We start from the raw sequence: 16,889 nt of genomic DNA, 5'->3' as shown, positions 1-16,889 counted from the left end.
TTTTATTTATACGCTGCTCTATCAAGTGACAAGATAAAAACTTGACACACAAGAGAGAACCGTGTAAACTTAGTTGATGTAAAGGGAATGAACTTAACAAAGGGGAGAGAGCCCATGACGCTTGAAAAAACAACGAGAATGAATTACTTGTTTGACTTCTATCAATCGTTGTTGACCGCAAAGCAAAAGAGCTACATGTCGCTTTACTACCTAGACGATTTTTCCCTCGGTGAAATTGCGGATGAATATGAAGTATCAAGGCAGGCTGTTTATGATAATATTAAACGGACTGAAGCGATGCTTGAACAATATGAAGAAAAGCTGCTCTTGTTTAAGAAATTTAAAGAGCGTAAAGAACTTCTCACAAAAATGAGAGAGCTTGTAGCAGATTCCGCACAAACGGAAGAAGCAGAAGCTTTAATTGAATCGCTTGAGAAATTAGATTAGGAGGCGGCACAGTATGGCATTTGAAGGATTAGCCGACCGACTGCAGCAGACGATTTCAAAAATCCGCGGCAAAGGAAAAGTGTCAGAACAAGATGTAAAAGAAATGATGCGCGAGGTACGCCTTGCCCTTCTTGAAGCTGACGTCAATTTTAAAGTAGTCAAAGACTTTGTGAAAAAAGTAAGTGAGCGGGCAGTTGGACAAGAGGTCATGAAAAGCCTTACCCCGGGACAACAGGTCATTAAAGTTGTAAAAGAAGAACTCACTGAATTAATGGGCGGAGAAGAGAGTAAGATCGCTGTAGCGAAAAAATCTCCGACCGTCATTATGATGGTTGGTCTTCAAGGGGCAGGTAAAACAACCACAACTGGGAAGCTTGCCAATTTACTTCGCAAAAAACATAACCGCAAGCCGATGATGGTGGCTGCAGATATTTACAGACCAGCAGCGATCCAGCAGCTTCAAACGCTCGGGAAACAGCTTGATATGCCGGTGTTTTCATTAGGTGATCAAGTCAGCCCTGTCGAAATTGCCAAACAGGCAATTGAAAAAGCGAAAGAAGAACACCATGATTATGTCATTTTAGATACAGCAGGACGTCTTCATATTGATGAAGAATTGATGGATGAACTTCAGAAAGTAAAAGAAGTAGCGAGTCCAGAAGAAATTTTCCTTGTTGTTGACTCTATGACAGGTCAAGATGCTGTCAATGTTGCAAAAAGCTTTAATGAACAGCTTGGTTTAACAGGTGTCGTTCTAACAAAACTAGACGGTGATACAAGAGGCGGTGCAGCACTTTCTATTCGAGCTGTCACCAATACGCCAATTAAATTCGCTGCTCTAGGAGAAAAGCTTGATGCCATTGAACCATTCCATCCGGAGCGTATGGCATCAAGAATTCTTGGCATGGGAGATGTGCTCACGCTTATTGAAAAAGCACAGGCAAACGTCGACCAAGATAAAGCGAAAGAGCTTGAGCAAAAAATGCGGACAATGAGCTTCACACTCGACGATTTCCTCGAGCAGCTTGGCCAAGTTCGTAATATGGGTCCACTTGATGAATTGATCCAAATGATGCCGGGAGCCGGTAAAATGAAAGGGCTCAAAAACGTCCAAGTAGACGAAAAGCAGCTCAATCACATTGAAGCGATCATTAAATCAATGACGACTGAGGAAAAAGAACAGCCAGAGGTCATCAATGCAAGCCGAAGAAAACGGATTGCAAAAGGAAGCGGAACATCTGTACAGGAAGTCAATCGCCTTTTAAAGCAATTTGACGAAATGAAAAAGATGATGAAGCAGATGACCAACATGTCCAAAGGAAAGAAAAAGGGCTTTAAATTACCATTTATGTAATTGGTTATACATGATAAAACCGTTGTTAAGAAAAAACACTTTACAAACCCTTTTATCATTGTTAATATACTATCTTGTTGAAATATTTTCGGAGGTGCTAGTAAAATGGCAGTAAAAATTCGTTTAAAACGTATGGGATCAAAAAGATCTCCTTTCTATCGTATTGTTGTAGCAGATTCTCGTTCACCACGTGACGGTCGTTTCATCGAAACAGTTGGAACTTACAACCCAGTGGTATCACCAGCTGAGGTGAAAATCAACGAAGAATTAGCGCTTAAATGGCTTCAAAATGGTGCGAAACCATCTGATACAGTTCGCAACCTTTTCTCAAGCCAAGGAATTCTTGAAAAATTTCATAATGCGAAAAACAGCAAATAATGAATGAGCTGTCCTTGGAAGAATTGATTGTGTCCATCGTCGAGCCACTTGTTGATTTCCCTGAAGATATTCATGTATCTTCATTAGAAAAAGATGAGCAGCTGATTTACACACTGTCTGTCAATGCTGAAGATACCGGAAAAGTGATCGGAAAGCAGGGACGTACAGCAAAAGCGATACGAACAGTCATTTTTGCAGCAAGTGCAGAGTCTTCTAAGAAAGTTCAACTTGAGATTGCTGACTAAAAAGGGAGAGGGCTTAGGACCTCCCCTTTTTTTACACGTTTAAATCTATTTTTCGTTATACTGTAGAGGACAAATGCCTTCGGATAGGGGGACAAAAAGGAAGATGCAGATCATTCAACATGTCACCGTGATGCAAGTATTAACTGAAAGCAGTAAGGACAAACTGTTAACGACTTTTTTGGAGAAAAAAGAAAGACTAGAACGTGAATGCAATCAATTATATTTTCAATTAAAAAAGCATGAAAAAGAACCAAACCAGCAAGAAGCCATCCCTCAATTTCAAAAAGCCATTGATAAAAGGCAAGAGAAGATCCGGCAAATTGATTTTCAAGTAGAGCAGCTTCATATTTTGCCGCTTGGAAGTGAAATGAAAGAAACGGAAGTGGATGCACTGGTTGAAGTAAAAATAGGTGATAAATGGGATGACAAGATGCAAGACAATGTCATCGTCGTGAAAGACGGCACCATTGTGGAAATACGTCAGGGGTGATTGAGAACATGGAGATAGAATGGTTGAACGTTGGAAAGATCGTCAATACACACGGAGTGCGCGGAGAAGTACGTGTCGTGTCAAAGACGGATTTCCCAGAAGAGCGCTACAAAAAGGGAAGCGTCCTTTATATTTTTAAACAAGGTCAAAGCGAGCCGCTAAAGGTGACTGTCGCATCACACCGCCAGCACAAACAGTTTGATTTGCTCACATTTGAAGAAATCAACTCATTAAATGAAGCAGAGCTTCTGAAAGAGTCGATCTTAAAGGTAGAAAAAGAACATCTTGGCTCATTAGACGAAGGAGAGTTTTATTTCCACCAAATCATTGGCTGTGAAGTATACGATGAAGAAGACAAACTTGTCGGCAAAATCAAAGAAATCTTAACACCAGGGGCAAATGATGTGTGGGTGGTTGGAAGAAAAGGCAAAAAAGATGCCCTCATTCCATATATTCCATCTGTCGTCAAAAAGATCGATATCTCATCCAAAACCGTACACATAGAAGTGATGGAAGGACTCATTGACGAATGAAAATCGATTTCTTAACTCTTTTTCCTGAAATGTTCGAAGGTGTGCTTCACTCATCCATCTTAAAAAAAGCACAGGAGAAAGATGCCGTCTCATTTCAAGTCGTCAATTTTAGAGAGTATTCAGATCATAAGCATAAAACAGTGGATGACTATCCGTATGGCGGCGGTGCTGGTATGGTACTGAAAGCACAGCCCGTATTTGATGCGGTAGAAGATTTGACGAAGAAAGCAAGCAAGAAGCCCCGAATCATTCTTGTCTGCCCTCAAGGGGAAAGGTATACACAAAAGAAGGCAGAAGAACTTGCAAAAGAAGAGCACCTTATGTTCATTTGCGGCCACTATGAAGGCTATGATGAGCGCATCAGGGAGCATCTTGTCACAGATGAGATCTCAATCGGAGATTTCGTTCTCACAGGCGGAGAGCTGCCGGCGATGATGATTGCAGACAGTGTGGTCAGGCTTTTGCCTCATGTGCTTGGAAAAGAAGCGTCTCACATCGAAGATTCATTTAGTACAGGCCTGCTTGAGCACCCGCACTATACAAGACCAGCTGATTATAAAGGACTAAAAGTGCCGGATGTGCTCCTCTCTGGAAATCATGCCAAAATTGAAGAGTGGCGGCGCAAAGAATCCTTGAAGCGAACCTATACAAGACGGCCAGATTTGATCGATTCGTGCAAAACATTATCGGACGAAGAAAAAAGATGGCTTTGGCAGCTTCATAATGACTAGATTGTATTGCACACGGCATAGAGGTATGGTATGATACTACTTGTGACTTGGGCGGCTTGCTGACTCAAGTTTGAAAACGATGTTCCGCTGCAATGAAGAAAGAGGACATGAGCATCTGTTGGAAGGAGTTGAAAACGATGCAACATTTGATTGAAGAAATCACAAAAGAACAATTACGCACTGATCTTCCTGCGTTCCGTCCTGGTGACACTTTACGTGTACACGTTAAAGTTGTCGAGGGTACTCGTGAGCGTATCCAGATCTTTGAAGGTGTTGTAATTAAGCGTCGTGGTGGTGGAATCAGCGAAACTTTCACAGTTCGTAAGATCTCTTACGGTGTAGGCGTTGAGCGTACTTTCCCTGTACACACACCAAAAATCGCTAACATCGAAGTTGTACGTCACGGTAAGGTACGTCGTGCGAAACTTTACTACCTACGTGAACTTCGCGGTAAAGCGGCTCGTATCAAAGAAATCAGACGATAATGATATCAAAGGAAAGAGCTTGTTACCTGTAACAGGCTCTTTTTTTGTAATGTATAGAGATAAGATGGAAGAAAGAAGGTGCACATATGACGATTCAATGGTTTCCAGGCCATATGGCAAAAGCAAGACGTGAAGTCACAGAAAAATTAAAACTCATCGACATCGTTTTCGAATTAACCGATGCAAGAATTCCGATGTCCTCTAGAAACCCAATGATCGAAGAAATCCTTCAAAACAAACCCAAAATCATGCTCTTAAACAAAGCAGATAAAGCAGATCCTCGTATGACAAAGGAGTGGCAGGCGCACTTTGATCAGCAAGGCGTTCGCTCACTTGCCATTAACTCTGTTGATGGACAAGGGTTAAATCAGATCATCACGACTTCAAAAGAAATCTTAAAAGAAAAATTCGACCGCATGAAAGCAAAAGGCGTCAAACCACGTGCCATTCGAGCACTGATTATCGGGATTCCCAATGTTGGAAAGTCGACCTTAATCAATCGTTTAGCAAAAAAGAACATTGCCAAAACAGGAGACCGGCCTGGTATTACGACATCTCAGCAATGGGTGAAGGTAGGGAAAGAGCTAGAACTGCTTGATACCCCTGGAATTCTCTGGCCAAAGTTTGAAGATGAGCAAGTAGGGCTTAGACTTGCAGTGACTGGAGCGATCAAAGACTCCATCATCAACTTACAGGATGTCGCTGTGTACGCACTTCGTTTTCTAGAAGAAAACTATCCAGAGCGATTAAAAAAACGCTATGACCTGGCAGAGATACCTGAAGATACAGTTGAGCTGTTTGATGCAATCGGTACAAAGCGAGGCTGTCTAATGAGCGGGGGATTCATTAACTACGACAAAACCACCGAAATCATTATTCGGGATATTCGAACAGAAAAATTTGGTCCCCTCACTTTTGAGAAGCCTGAAAGCTAAAAGACACGCAGCTCATGCGGGTCTTTATTTTTTGCGAAAAACTGCCGATATAAAGAAGGAGGCCACGAAGAAGCCTATGTACACAGTAAAACAAATCAAAGAACTAATAGAAAAGAACTTCCACGACGAGTCATACATTCATGAGCTTGTGAAAGATGATACGAGAAAAAGTGTCCACAAACTCGTAGAAAAGTGGCACAAAGAGAGAGAAAAGCAGCAAGAACTTCTTGCAGCATGGAATGACATGCTGCAATTTGAAAACAGAGCAAAGGCGCAGGGATACACATGTATTGCAGGAATAGACGAAGCGGGAAGAGGACCGCTGGCCGGCCCAGTAGTCGCAGCAGCTGTTATCTTAAAGAAAGATACAGTCCTGCTCGGTTTAAACGACTCAAAGCAATTATCTGAGAAAAAAAGATTGGCTTATTATGACCTCATTCAAAAAGAAGCACTTGATATAGGAATCGGCATTGTTGATGCGGCTACGATAGATGAAATGAACATATACGAAGCATCAAGACTGGCGATGGTGAGAGCTGTGGAGCAGTTAACTCATTCACCTGATTATTTGCTCATAGATGCTATGACACTCCCGCTTCCTACTCCCCAAGAGAATATCATCAAAGGAGATGCAAAAAGTGCATCCATCGCAGCAGGTGCATGTATTGCGAAGGTGACAAGAGATCAGATGATGGAAGAATACGGGCGCCAGTATCCTGAGTATCTATTTGAAAAACATAAAGGGTATGGAACGAAAGAGCACTTGGATGCAATTCAAGCACATGGCGCGACTCCGATCCATCGATTATCGTTTGCACCAGTGAAATCTGTTATTTCATAAATATTTGACCTAAGGAGGCTGCCTGTAATGACAAGAGTTGAGGATATACATACAGCACTGAATAGCCGGCTGAATACGGCCGAATCTGTTCCATTAAACACCGAAGGGAAGGAAAATGTTCATCGGCTGATTCTCGGTAAAGTACTGAAAATGCTTGGAGATGATACAGCCCTTGTTCAAATAGGCTCAACCAAAATAAAAGCGCAGTTGGCGGCACAGCTGAAAGCAGATGCATTTTATTGGTTCCAATTTGAACAAGAAGGCGGAGGCAGCCTCAATAGGCTCAGGCCTGTTCAGCAATTTGATCAAGATCCAAAAACGTTAAAGGATGCAGCAGCCAAACTATTAGAAGGTCTTTCACTTAAAAATGGGCTTGAAAACATGCTGACAGCTACAGCTTTTTTAAAAGAAAAATCCGTCATTAACGAAGGAGAGTTAAAAACGGCAGTGAAGTGGATCGAACAGCTTCAAGGAGCGGATGTGAAAAAAGGGCTCCAAGCACTTCTGTTTGCTTTAAAGAAAGATTTACCGATTCAGCAAGGGGTGCTTCAATCAATATTAGCCGTGAAATCATCCTCTGCTCTTCATCAGGATATGACAGCGCTATTAGATCGATTAACACAGCTGCCGAAGCACACAGAAGCCACACAGGCTCTCACACAAGCCGTTCGGTCAGTCGTAGATGCTGAGACAACCGTCCATGCAGAAAAGCTCTTAACGGTCCTTCTAGCAGCGAGAGAAGACGGGGCGAAGCAAGGCGGCAATATACCAGTAACAACTCAGCTCAACTTGTCTCAGCAAAAAGAAAATAGCCATGCCCCAATCGTTCAAGAGCGTCAGCCGTCCCAAGTTCTTCAGCCTAACGTACAGCAGTCAGCAAGTCCAAAAGAGCTGCAAGTCCCGCTTCACCAAATTGAACGGATACTGGCAAGTTTAATGAAACAAGGTGCAGATGGGCAGCAAGAGCCTAACTTAAAACAGCTTACGTCACTATTGCAAGGGCTTCAACAGGCAGGATCTCAGCCTGACGCAAAAGCAGCTGTGCTTCAAAAAGAGTTTCCATTCCTTTCGAAACCAGAGGCGAAAGCATTGGCTCAGGTTGTGCAGCAGACAGAACCCGCATTAAGCAATAAAACTGATGTGCTCGATTTACTAATGACGATGAAAAAGGCAATCGGTGTGCGTGATGAAATCGGTATGCTGAAACTGCTCGAAAAAGGCAGCCAGGATGTCAAAAGTCAGGAGCTGCACCAATTAAAGCTTGTCTTAAATGAGGTGAGGCAGGCGGATTTACCAGAGCCTGTTAAAAAAGAAGTGGAACAATTGTTTCATAGATTGAATGGACAGTTATTTGTGCAGCAGGAGAACCAAACCGTCAGCCAAATGATGGTCTCTTATCCTCTTTTCTCAAAACATAGTGTGCAAGATTTAACTTTTATTTTAAAAGGACATAAGAACAAAGATGGCTCAATTGACATTTCTCAGTGCCGCCTCATGTTTTACTTAAATATGGAAAATCTTGAAGAAACCTTGATAGACTGTACGATTCAGCAAAAGGTCATGTCCATTACAGTCGAGACAGCCCATGAACTGCAAGGAACCATTAATCCAATGATTCCGGCTGTACGAGAGAATTTAAATGCCCTAGGGTACAGTTTAACAGGAATTACAGCAAAAAAGAGACAAGAGCCAGTAGATCCGTCTCACTTCCTAGATGAACACTTTCATAAAATCAGCGAGAAAGGGCTGGACTTACGAGTATGAAGGATTCAAAACCGCTTAGAAGAGCGGTCGCTCTACATTACGATGAAGAAAAACAAAAGGCGCCAAAAGTCGTTGCAACAGGTAGCGGCTATGTAGCAGATCATATTATTGAAGAAGCTAAAAAATCGGGAGTCCCTATTCAGGAAGACCGTAATTTAGTCGAACTCATGCGCCACTTAACACTAGATGAGGAGATCCCTGAAGCGTTATACGATACTGTAGCAGAAATATTTTCGTTTATCTACAGGTTAGATCAAAAAATGAAAAAATAAGGTAAAATAAGTGATTTGGCAGAAAAATTTATATTTTTAATAAAATAAAAGTTTGAATGTTTAGAAGGATTTTACGATTTTACATAGAACCCTAGACATTCTCTTTTTTATTCTTTAAAATGAAAGCGCAGTCTATTTTATAATTTTTGTTTCTACATATGTTGGGAGGATGGGAAATGAATATCCATGAGTACCAAGGAAAAGAAATCCTAAGAAAATATGGGGTTTCAGTTCCAAATGGTAAAGTAGCATTTACACCTGATGAAGCAGTGAAAGCATCAGAAGAGCTAGGGAGCTCTGTATATGTCGTAAAAGCACAGATTCATGCAGGCGGCCGTGGTAAAGCAGGTGGGGTAAAAATTGCAAAAACAAAAGATGAAGTGAAAGGGTTTGCAGAGGAATTGCTCGGCAAGACACTTGTCACACATCAAACAGGGCCTGAAGGGCGCGAAATAAAACGCTTACTTATTGAAGAAGGCTGCGATATTCAAAAGGAGTACTATGTTGGACTAGTTTTGGACAGAGCGACATCAAGAATTGTATTGATGGCATCTGAAGAAGGCGGTACTGAAATTGAAGAAGTAGCAGAAAAAACGCCAGAAAAAATCGTCAAAGTGGTCATCGACCCAGCGATTGGTTTGCAAGGTTATCAGGCGAGAGAAGTAGCGTTTAAAATTAATATTCCAACAAAATTAGTTGGCCAAGCTGTTAAGTTTATGACAAGCCTTTACAATGCGTTTATTGAAAAAGATTGTTCAATTGCTGAGATTAATCCACTTGTTGTAACAGGCGATGGAAAAGTCATGGCACTTGATGCGAAATTAAACTTTGATAGCAATGCCTTATATAGACAAAAAGATATATTAGAATACCGTGACCTTGATGAAGAGGATCCAAAAGAAATTGAAGCATCTAAATATGACTTAAGCTACATTTCTCTTGATGGAAATATTGGCTGTATGGTCAATGGAGCAGGTCTTGCGATGTCTACAATGGATATCATCAAGCATTACGGCGGGGACCCTGCAAACTTCCTAGATGTTGGCGGCGGTGCAACAGCTGAAAAAGTAACGGAAGCATTTAAAATCATCTTATCTGATCAAAATGTCAAAGGGATTTTCGTGAACATTTTTGGCGGCATCATGAAATGTGATGTGATTGCAGAAGGTGTTGTTGAAGCGACAAAACAAGTCGGCTTAACATTACCACTTGTTGTTCGTCTTGAAGGAACAAACGTTGAATTAGGGAAGAAAATCCTGAGTGATTCAGGCTTAAATATCACTTCTGCTGAGTCTATGGCTGACGGGGCAGAAAAGATTGTATCTTTAGTCAAGTAGAGCAGAAAGGCAGGGAACCTAAATGAGTGTATTTATTAATAAAAATACGAGAGTAATTGTTCAGGGGATTACCGGTTCAACCGCATTGTTCCATACAAAACAAATGATTGAGTATGGAACCAATATTGTTGGCGGTGTTACACCTGGAAAAGGTGGCACCGAAGTAGAAGGAGTTCCTGTATTTAATACTGTATCCGAAGCAGTGCAGACAACTGGAGCGAACGCTTCTGTTATCTATGTACCAGCACCATTTGCAGCAGATGCTATTTTAGAGGCTGTTGACGCAGAAGTTGATCTCGTCATTTGTATCACAGAACATATTCCAGTTCTGGACATGGTCAAAGTGAAGCGTTACATGGAAGGTAAGAAAACAAGACTTGTTGGACCAAACTGCCCTGGTGTCATTACACCTGAAGAATGTAAGATTGGTATCATGCCTGGCTACATTCATAAAAAAGGTCATGTAGGAGTTGTTTCTCGTTCTGGAACGCTTACATATGAAGCGGTACATCAGCTTTCAGAAGCTGGTGTTGGTCAATCGACAGCTGTAGGAATCGGCGGAGACCCTGTAAATGGGACGAACTTTATTGATGTACTAAAAGCATTCAATGAAGACCCTGAAACTCATGCTGTGATTATGATTGGTGAAATCGGCGGTACAGCTGAAGAAGAAGCAGCTGAATGGGTAAAAGCAAATATGACCAAACCAGTTGTTGGCTTTATTGGCGGTAAAACAGCGCCTCCAGGAAAACGTATGGGACATGCTGGTGCCATTATTTCTGGTGGTAAAGGAACAGCTGATGAAAAAGTAAAAACAATGCGTGAATGTGGCATTGAAGTCGCAGAGACACCATCTGTCATGGGAGAAACGTTAATTAAAGTGTTAAAAGAGAAGAATCTCTTCGAAGCTTGTAAAACGCATTAATGACACAAGAAGACTTGTTCTTTGACAAGTCTTCTTCTTTCTATCTTAAACTGGAGGAATGGTATGTACAACGTGTCCGAAAGAATGATTTTTCACCGCTTAAAAGGCCTCATCTCACCCTCTTTGTTAACAAAATGGTGGAAAGTCGATCCTGAGTTATATATAAATGAAGAAACACATCATTTTAAACAGGATCGATCATTACAAACGATCGACTTTACCCGCTTAAAACAAGCTGAAGAAAATGAATTCCCCATTTTTCAACACATCGTTCAAGCCTATGTAAAGCAAAACATTCACATGATTCCCATCACATCACCCTTATATCCCAGTACACTAAAAAATATTTATGATCCTCCCCCTGTGTTATTCCTGAAAGGAAACGTATCATATTTAAATGAAGAAAAAAGTTTAGGAGTAGTCGGCACACGAGTTCCATCGTCTTATGGAGAAGCATGTGTGAAGAAAATTGTTGGTGAGCTTGTAAAGGAAGATTGGATGATTGTCAGTGGATTAGCTAAAGGAATCGATGGACTTGCACATAAAGAGTGCATCAGGAAAAAAGGAAAAACGATTGGCATTATAGCAGGCGGCTTTCAGCATTTATACCCAAAAGAGCATGTGCAAATGGCTCAATACATGGGCGAGCATCATTTGCTTTTGTCAGAACATCCGCCATATGTCAAACCAGAAAAGTGGCATTTTCCAATGAGAAATCGTTTAATTAGTGCATTGACGAAAGGAACCATTGTGATTCAGTGCAAAGAAAAGAGCGGTTCTCTCATTACAGCCTATCAAGCGCTTGAGCAAGGTAAAGAGGTATTTGCAGTTGCTGGATCTATCTTTGATCCTAATTCCACAGGTCCTGCAAGACTCATTCAGCAGGGAGCAAAGCTTGTTCATTCAACAAAGGATATTTTTGAGGAATTCTCGTTCCGCAGCGTTCAATATACTGAACTCTCATAAAAATATCGTTTGACAAAAGACATAGGAATATTTAATAATAGTGAGGATTTAAGTTTACACTTTGTTTTTCGTGTTTATAATGATGTTCATCATAAAGAATTTTTAACGATTGCCTGTTAGATAGGTGCAATTAACATAAATTTGAATTGTGAAATGTATAAAGAGAGAACACCTCTTAAGGGGGATTTTGAGTATGGCTGATTATTTAGTCATCGTTGAGTCGCCAGCAAAGGCGAAAACGATTGAGCGTTATTTAGGAAAAAAGTATAAAGTAAAGGCTTCAATGGGACACGTAAGGGATTTACCGAAAAGTCAGCTCGGTGTTGACACTGAGCATGATTTCGAACCGAGATATATTACGATTCGCGGGAAAGGCCCAGTTTTAAAGGAGTTAAAAACAGCGGCGAAAAAAGCAAAGAAAGTCTTTCTCGCGGCTGACCCCGATAGAGAGGGAGAAGCGATTGCTTGGCATTTAGCACACAGCCTTGACCTTGACCTCTCTTCTGACTGCCGTGTTGTTTTTAACGAGATTACAAAAGATGCGATTAAAGATTCCTTTAAGCATCCTCGTATGATCGATATGGACTTAGTTGATGCACAGCAGGCAAGACGAATCTTAGATCGTCTCGTTGGGTATAAAATCAGTCCGATTTTATGGAAGAAAGTGAAAAAGGGCTTAAGTGCCGGCCGTGTTCAATCAGTTGCACTCCGACTCATTATTGATCGCGAGAATGAAATTAATGAATTTAAACCAGAAGAATACTGGACAATTGACGGTACATTCCTCAAAGGAAAAGAAAGCTTCGAAGCAAGTTTCTTTGGCCTTAACGGGAAAAAGCATCCACTGAAAACAAAAGACGATGTAAAAGAAATCCTTTCGAACTTAAAAGGAAACAAATTCTCTGTAGAGAAAGTAACGAAAAAAGAGCGTAAACGTAATCCAGCTGTTCCTTTTACGACATCTACTTTACAGCAGGAGGCTGCAAGAAAATTAAACTTCCGTGCGAAAAAGACGATGATGATTGCACAGCAATTATATGAAGGGATTGATCTTGGTAAAGAAGGTACAGTCGGACTCATTACATATATGAGAACTGACTCAACACGTATTTCCAATACGGCGATTGAAGAAGTATCTGCTTTCATTGATCAGACGTACGGCAAGAATTTCTTAAATACAACAAAACGAACGGCCAAAAAGAATGAAAATGCACAAGATGCTCACGAAGCCATCCGGCCGACTTCTACATTGAGAAAACCAGCAGATGTCAAGCACGTGCTAAGCCGTGATCAGCTTCGCCTGTACAAATTGATTTGGGAACGCTTCGTGGCAAGCCAAATGGCGCCGGCTGTTCTTGATACAATGAGTGTGGATCTTGATCATAATGGTCTTACTTTCCGTGCTAATGGTAGTAAGGTGAAATTCCCAGGGTTTATGAAGGTTTATGTGGAAGGAAAGGATGACCAGCTAGAGGAAAAGGATAAAATGCTTCCTGATCTGAAAGAAGGGGATACGGTTCTTTCTAAAGATATCGAACCTGAACAACACTTCACACAGCCGCCTCCGCGCTACACTGAGGCAAGACTTGTCAAAACACTTGAAGAGCTCGGTATAGGCCGCCCGTCTACGTATGCACCAACGTTAGATACGATTCAAAAGCGGGGTTATGTCGCACTTGATAATAAACGATTTACTCCGACAGAGCTTGGAGAGATTGTACTCAACTTAATTATCGAATTCTTCCCAGAAATCATTAACGTTGAATTTACAGCGAAAATGGAAAAAGAACTTGATAGCGTTGAAGAAGGAACGATCGAATGGGTTCGTATTATCGACAGCTTCTATCAAGACTTTGCAAAACGGGTAGAAAAAGCAGAAGCAGAGATGCAAGAAGTTGAGATTGAGCCCGAATACGCAGGTGTTGATTGTGAAGAGTGCGGACATCCGATGGTGTACAAAATGGGGAGATACGGTAAATTCATGGCGTGCTCTAACTTTCCTGACTGCCGTAACACAAAACCAATTGTCAAAGATATCGGTGTTAAATGCCCGACATGTCATGAAGGAAACATCGTTGAACGAAAATCGAAGAAACGCCGCATTTTTTACGGCTGTGATCGCTTTCCAGAGTGTGAATTCGTCTCTTGGGACAAACCAATTGAAAGAAAGTGTCCAAAATGCGAAAATATGCTTGTAGAGAAAAAGCTGAAAAAAGGCGTTCAAGTTCAATGTGTGAACTGTGATTATAAAGAGGAACAACAAAAATAGCGGTGAGCAGCCTTGTTCACCTGCTTTTTTATGTCATCAAACAGAACTTACAAAATAGGAGAGTTGTATAATGAGTCAATTTGTAAATGTGATCGGAGCAGGTTTAGCTGGAAGTGAAGCGGCATGGCAAATCGCTAAACGAGGAATTAAAGTTAATTTGTATGAAATGAGACCTGTTAAACAAACGCCGGCTCATCACACAGATAAATTCGCGGAGCTTGTATGCAGCAACTCACTGCGTGCGAACGCTTTGACGAATGCAGTAGGTGTATTAAAGGAAGAAATGCGTCATTTAGATTCAGCGATTATTGCAGCAGCAGATGAAAGCTCAGTCCCTGCTGGCGGAGCACTTGCAGTAGACCGTCATGAATTTGCAGCAAATGTGACAGATCGTGTGAAAAATCATCCAAATGTTACTGTCTTTCAAGAAGAAGTGCAAAGCATTCCAGAAGGTCCGACAATTATCGCAACTGGTCCGCTGACGTCTGAAGCACTTTCAAAAGAATTAAAATCGTTAACCGGAGAAGAGTATCTCTATTTCTACGATGCAGCAGCACCTATTCTAGAGAAAGATAGCATTGATATGGATAAGGTGTACTTGAAATCGCGCTATGACAAAGGAGAAGCGGCTTATTTAAACTGTCCGATGACAGAAGAAGAATTCGATCGTTTTTATGAGGCGTTAATTTCTGCTGAAACTGTGCCATTAAAAGAGTTTGAAAAAGAAATCTTCTTTGAAGGCTGTATGCCAATTGAAGTCATGGCGAAAAGAGGAAAGAAAACGATGCTGTTTGGTCCGATGAAGCCAGTAGGGCTTGAAGATCCGAAAACAGGAAAAAGACCTTATGCTGTTGTTCAATTAAGACAGGATGATGCAGCAGGTACTTTATATAACATCGTTGGTTTCCAAACACATCTGAAGTGGGGAGATCAAAAGGAAGTATTCCGTTTGATTCCAGGTCTTGAAGAAGCAGAGATTGTTCGTTACGGCGTGATGCACCGTAATACATTTATCAACTCACCAAGCCTTTTAAGACCGACGTATCAGTTTAAAAATAGAGATGACCTTTTCTTTGCCGGACAAATGACAGGTGTTGAAGGTTATGTCGAGTCCGCAGCTTCTGGTCTAGTAGCTGGCATTAACGCCGCTCGTTTTGTCAAAGGAGAAGAGCTTGTGACACTTCCAGAGGAAACGGCGATTGGCAGTATGGCTCATTACATTACGGCGACAAACAAGAAAAGCTTCCAGCCGATGAATGCGAACTTTGGTTTGCTGAAAGATCTAGGTGTTCGAATAAAAAATAAACAAGAACGTTATGCAGAGTACGCTAAGCGCGCAATCGAAACTATTCAAACTATTTCGAAATCTCTATAGTAAAACATTGCACGGAAAGCAAGATATGTGATACCATTTAAAAGCCTTAAAGAGGTGTAAAAATGATGAATAAACAGCGTCTTGTCCACTTATTCATTGAATATCTGCAAATTGAAAAAAACTATTCAGCTTTGACGATCTCAGGATATACAGAAGCTATTGAAGAATTTGTCAGATTCATGAACATTCAAGGAATAGACGGTTTTGAAGAGGTATCCTATCAAGATACGAGAATTTATTTAACAGAAGCATATGAAAAAGGCCTGACAAGAAGAACGATTAGTAAGAAAGTCTCTGCACTTCGCAGCTTTTATAAATTTTTATTAAGAGAACAGCTTGTGAAAGAAAATCCTTTTTTACTCGTTAGCTTACCAAAGCAGGATAAGCGAATTCCTTCATTTTTGTATGAAGAGGAACTAAAAGAGCTTTTTACAGTTTCTGATGTCAGCACACCGCTTGGGCAAAGAAATCAAGCCATTTTAGAACTTCTTTATGCAACAGGTATGAGGGTCAGTGAGTTATGTTCATTAAAAGAATCTGATCTTGATTTATCGATGGATACAGTGCTTGTTCATGGGAAAGGCAGCAAGCAGCGATATGTTCCTTTCGGGTCATATGCTCATGAAGCGCTCATCACTTATTTAGAGGATGGAAGGCAGAAGCTGAAAGTGAAGGGGAAAGACCGTGCTGATGCACATGTGTTTTTGAATCAGCGCGGGACACCTCTTACAGACCGAGGTGTTCGATTCATTCTCACAGAATTAATGAAAAAGGCGTCAGGCACATTACATATCCATCCTCACATGTTAAGGCACACCTTTGCCACACATCTCTTAAACGAGGGCGCAGATTTGAGAAGTGTTCAAGAACTTCTTGGTCATTCAAATTTATCATCAACACAGGTGTACACGCATGTATCAAAAGATTCTTTAAGAAACACGTACATGTCTCATCATCCAAGGGCTTTTAAACGATCCTAAAAGGAGGTTTTTTCATGTCATCATTTCATGCAACAACCATCTTTGCCGTTCAACATAAAGGAAAAAGTGCAATGGCTGGCGACGGTCAAGTCACTTTCGGGCAGGCTGTCGTCATGAAACACACAGCAAAAAAAGTGCGCCGTCTTTTCGGAGGCAAGGTGCTTGCAGGTTTTGCCGGTTCAGTAGCAGATGCATTTACACTCTTTGAAAAGTTTGAAACAAAACTCGAAGAATATGGTGGTAACTTAAAGCGGGCAGCCGTCGAATTAGCGAAGGAATGGCGAAGTGACAAGATGCTTAGACAGCTTGAGGCCATGCTCATCGTCATGAACAAAGAAAGTATCCTTCTCGTCTCCGGAACAGGAGAGGTCATCGAACCAGATGATGGGATTTTAGCTATCGGCTCAGGCGGTAATTATGCGCTTAGCGCCGGGAGAGCACTCAAAACCCATGCAGGTGATCATCTCTCAGCGAGAGACATTGCGAAGGCAGCTTTAGAAACGGCCGGAGAAATCTGTGTCTACACGAACGATCAAATCACTTTAGAAGAGCTTGAATAGAA

Annotated in this window: 19 protein-coding genes; all 19 read left to right on the top strand. The window is 41.3% G+C overall.

Features of this window, described 5'->3' with window-relative positions; all coding sequences use genetic code 11:
• Positions 1 to 114: 114 nt before the first annotated feature.
• Entirely contained in the window at positions 115 to 447 is a 333-nt protein-coding gene (locus AKG37_RS12450; RefSeq protein WP_060699099.1) for a putative DNA-binding protein, read from the top strand.
• A gap of 13 nt (positions 448 to 460) precedes the next feature.
• On the top strand, positions 461 to 1,801 hold the full coding sequence (gene ffh, locus AKG37_RS12445) for a signal recognition particle protein (RefSeq protein WP_058014005.1): 1,341 nt from the start codon (positions 461 to 463) through the stop codon (positions 1,799 to 1,801).
• A gap of 105 nt (positions 1,802 to 1,906) precedes the next feature.
• Positions 1,907 to 2,179, top strand: coding sequence for a 30S ribosomal protein S16 (rpsP, locus tag AKG37_RS12440; RefSeq protein ID WP_060699098.1), 273 nt, complete (start codon positions 1,907 to 1,909; stop codon positions 2,177 to 2,179).
• Entirely contained in the window at positions 2,179 to 2,424 is a 246-nt protein-coding gene (locus AKG37_RS12435; RefSeq protein ID WP_041108963.1) for a KH domain-containing protein, read from the top strand. The genes rpsP and AKG37_RS12435 overlap by 1 nt, the downstream gene beginning before the upstream one ends.
• 103 nt (positions 2,425 to 2,527) lie before the next feature.
• Positions 2,528 to 2,914 carry a YlqD family protein gene (locus tag AKG37_RS12430; RefSeq protein WP_060699097.1) on the top strand — a complete coding sequence of 129 codons (387 nt, stop codon included), beginning with the start codon at positions 2,528 to 2,530 and terminating at the stop codon, positions 2,912 to 2,914.
• Between the two features lie 8 nt (positions 2,915 to 2,922).
• Complete coding sequence (gene rimM / locus AKG37_RS12425; protein ID WP_060699096.1) at positions 2,923 to 3,447, top strand: ribosome maturation factor RimM; 525 nt, start codon at positions 2,923 to 2,925, stop codon at positions 3,445 to 3,447.
• Positions 3,444 to 4,178 carry a tRNA (guanosine(37)-N1)-methyltransferase TrmD gene (gene trmD / locus AKG37_RS12420; RefSeq protein ID WP_060699095.1) on the top strand — a complete coding sequence of 245 codons (735 nt, stop codon included), beginning with the start codon at positions 3,444 to 3,446 and terminating at the stop codon, positions 4,176 to 4,178. Before rimM ends, trmD begins: the two co-directional genes overlap by 4 nt.
• A 137-nt stretch (positions 4,179 to 4,315) precedes the next feature.
• Positions 4,316 to 4,663: a 50S ribosomal protein L19 gene (gene rplS, locus AKG37_RS12415; protein ID WP_003212364.1), complete on the top strand. Its 348-nt coding sequence runs from the start codon at positions 4,316 to 4,318 to the stop codon at positions 4,661 to 4,663.
• A gap of 86 nt (positions 4,664 to 4,749) precedes the next feature.
• Positions 4,750 to 5,598, top strand: coding sequence for a ribosome biogenesis GTPase YlqF (gene ylqF, locus AKG37_RS12410; RefSeq protein ID WP_060699094.1), 849 nt, complete (start codon positions 4,750 to 4,752; stop codon positions 5,596 to 5,598).
• A gap of 76 nt (positions 5,599 to 5,674) precedes the next feature.
• Positions 5,675 to 6,439: a ribonuclease HII gene (locus AKG37_RS12405; RefSeq protein WP_060699093.1), complete on the top strand. Its 765-nt coding sequence runs from the start codon at positions 5,675 to 5,677 to the stop codon at positions 6,437 to 6,439.
• A 27-nt stretch (positions 6,440 to 6,466) separates the two neighbouring features.
• The gene (locus AKG37_RS12400; protein ID WP_060699092.1) at positions 6,467 to 8,203 is read left to right on the top strand and encodes a hypothetical protein; all 1,737 of its coding nucleotides are present in this window, start codon (positions 6,467 to 6,469) and stop codon (positions 8,201 to 8,203) included.
• Positions 8,200 to 8,475 (top strand): FlhB-like flagellar biosynthesis protein, encoded by a 276-nt coding sequence (locus tag AKG37_RS12395; protein ID WP_003211418.1) that lies wholly within the window; start codon positions 8,200 to 8,202, stop codon positions 8,473 to 8,475. The genes AKG37_RS12400 and AKG37_RS12395 overlap by 4 nt, the downstream gene beginning before the upstream one ends.
• 176 nt (positions 8,476 to 8,651) lie before the next feature.
• Positions 8,652 to 9,812, top strand: coding sequence for an ADP-forming succinate--CoA ligase subunit beta (gene sucC / locus AKG37_RS12390; protein ID WP_024426972.1), 1,161 nt, complete (start codon positions 8,652 to 8,654; stop codon positions 9,810 to 9,812).
• Between the two features lie 22 nt (positions 9,813 to 9,834).
• Positions 9,835 to 10,737: a succinate--CoA ligase subunit alpha gene (gene sucD / locus AKG37_RS12385; protein WP_007499624.1), complete on the top strand. Its 903-nt coding sequence runs from the start codon at positions 9,835 to 9,837 to the stop codon at positions 10,735 to 10,737.
• Positions 10,738 to 10,800: 63 nt separating this feature from the next.
• A complete protein-coding gene (gene dprA, locus AKG37_RS12380; protein ID WP_060699091.1) occupies positions 10,801 to 11,703 on the top strand; it encodes a DNA-processing protein DprA in 903 nt (300 codons plus the stop codon).
• 193 nt (positions 11,704 to 11,896) lie between these two features.
• A complete protein-coding gene (topA, locus tag AKG37_RS12375) occupies positions 11,897 to 13,972 on the top strand; it encodes a type I DNA topoisomerase (RefSeq protein ID WP_060699090.1) in 2,076 nt (691 codons plus the stop codon).
• 67 nt (positions 13,973 to 14,039) lie between these two features.
• Entirely contained in the window at positions 14,040 to 15,347 is a 1,308-nt protein-coding gene (trmFO, locus tag AKG37_RS12370; protein ID WP_149865091.1) for an FADH(2)-oxidizing methylenetetrahydrofolate--tRNA-(uracil(54)-C(5))-methyltransferase TrmFO, read from the top strand.
• A 62-nt stretch (positions 15,348 to 15,409) separates the two neighbouring features.
• Complete coding sequence (gene xerC / locus AKG37_RS12365; protein WP_060699088.1) at positions 15,410 to 16,327, top strand: tyrosine recombinase XerC; 918 nt, start codon at positions 15,410 to 15,412, stop codon at positions 16,325 to 16,327.
• Between the two features lie 14 nt (positions 16,328 to 16,341).
• Complete coding sequence (gene hslV, locus AKG37_RS12360) at positions 16,342 to 16,887, top strand: ATP-dependent protease subunit HslV (RefSeq protein WP_060699087.1); 546 nt, start codon at positions 16,342 to 16,344, stop codon at positions 16,885 to 16,887.
• Positions 16,888 to 16,889: the final 2 nt, after the last annotated feature.

Source organism: Bacillus australimaris, assembly GCF_001307105.1.
GTDB lineage: Bacteria > Bacillota > Bacilli > Bacillales > Bacillaceae > Bacillus > Bacillus australimaris.
Note: the sequence above shows the minus strand (reverse complement) of the source record. Positions and strands in the feature narration are given on the sequence as shown.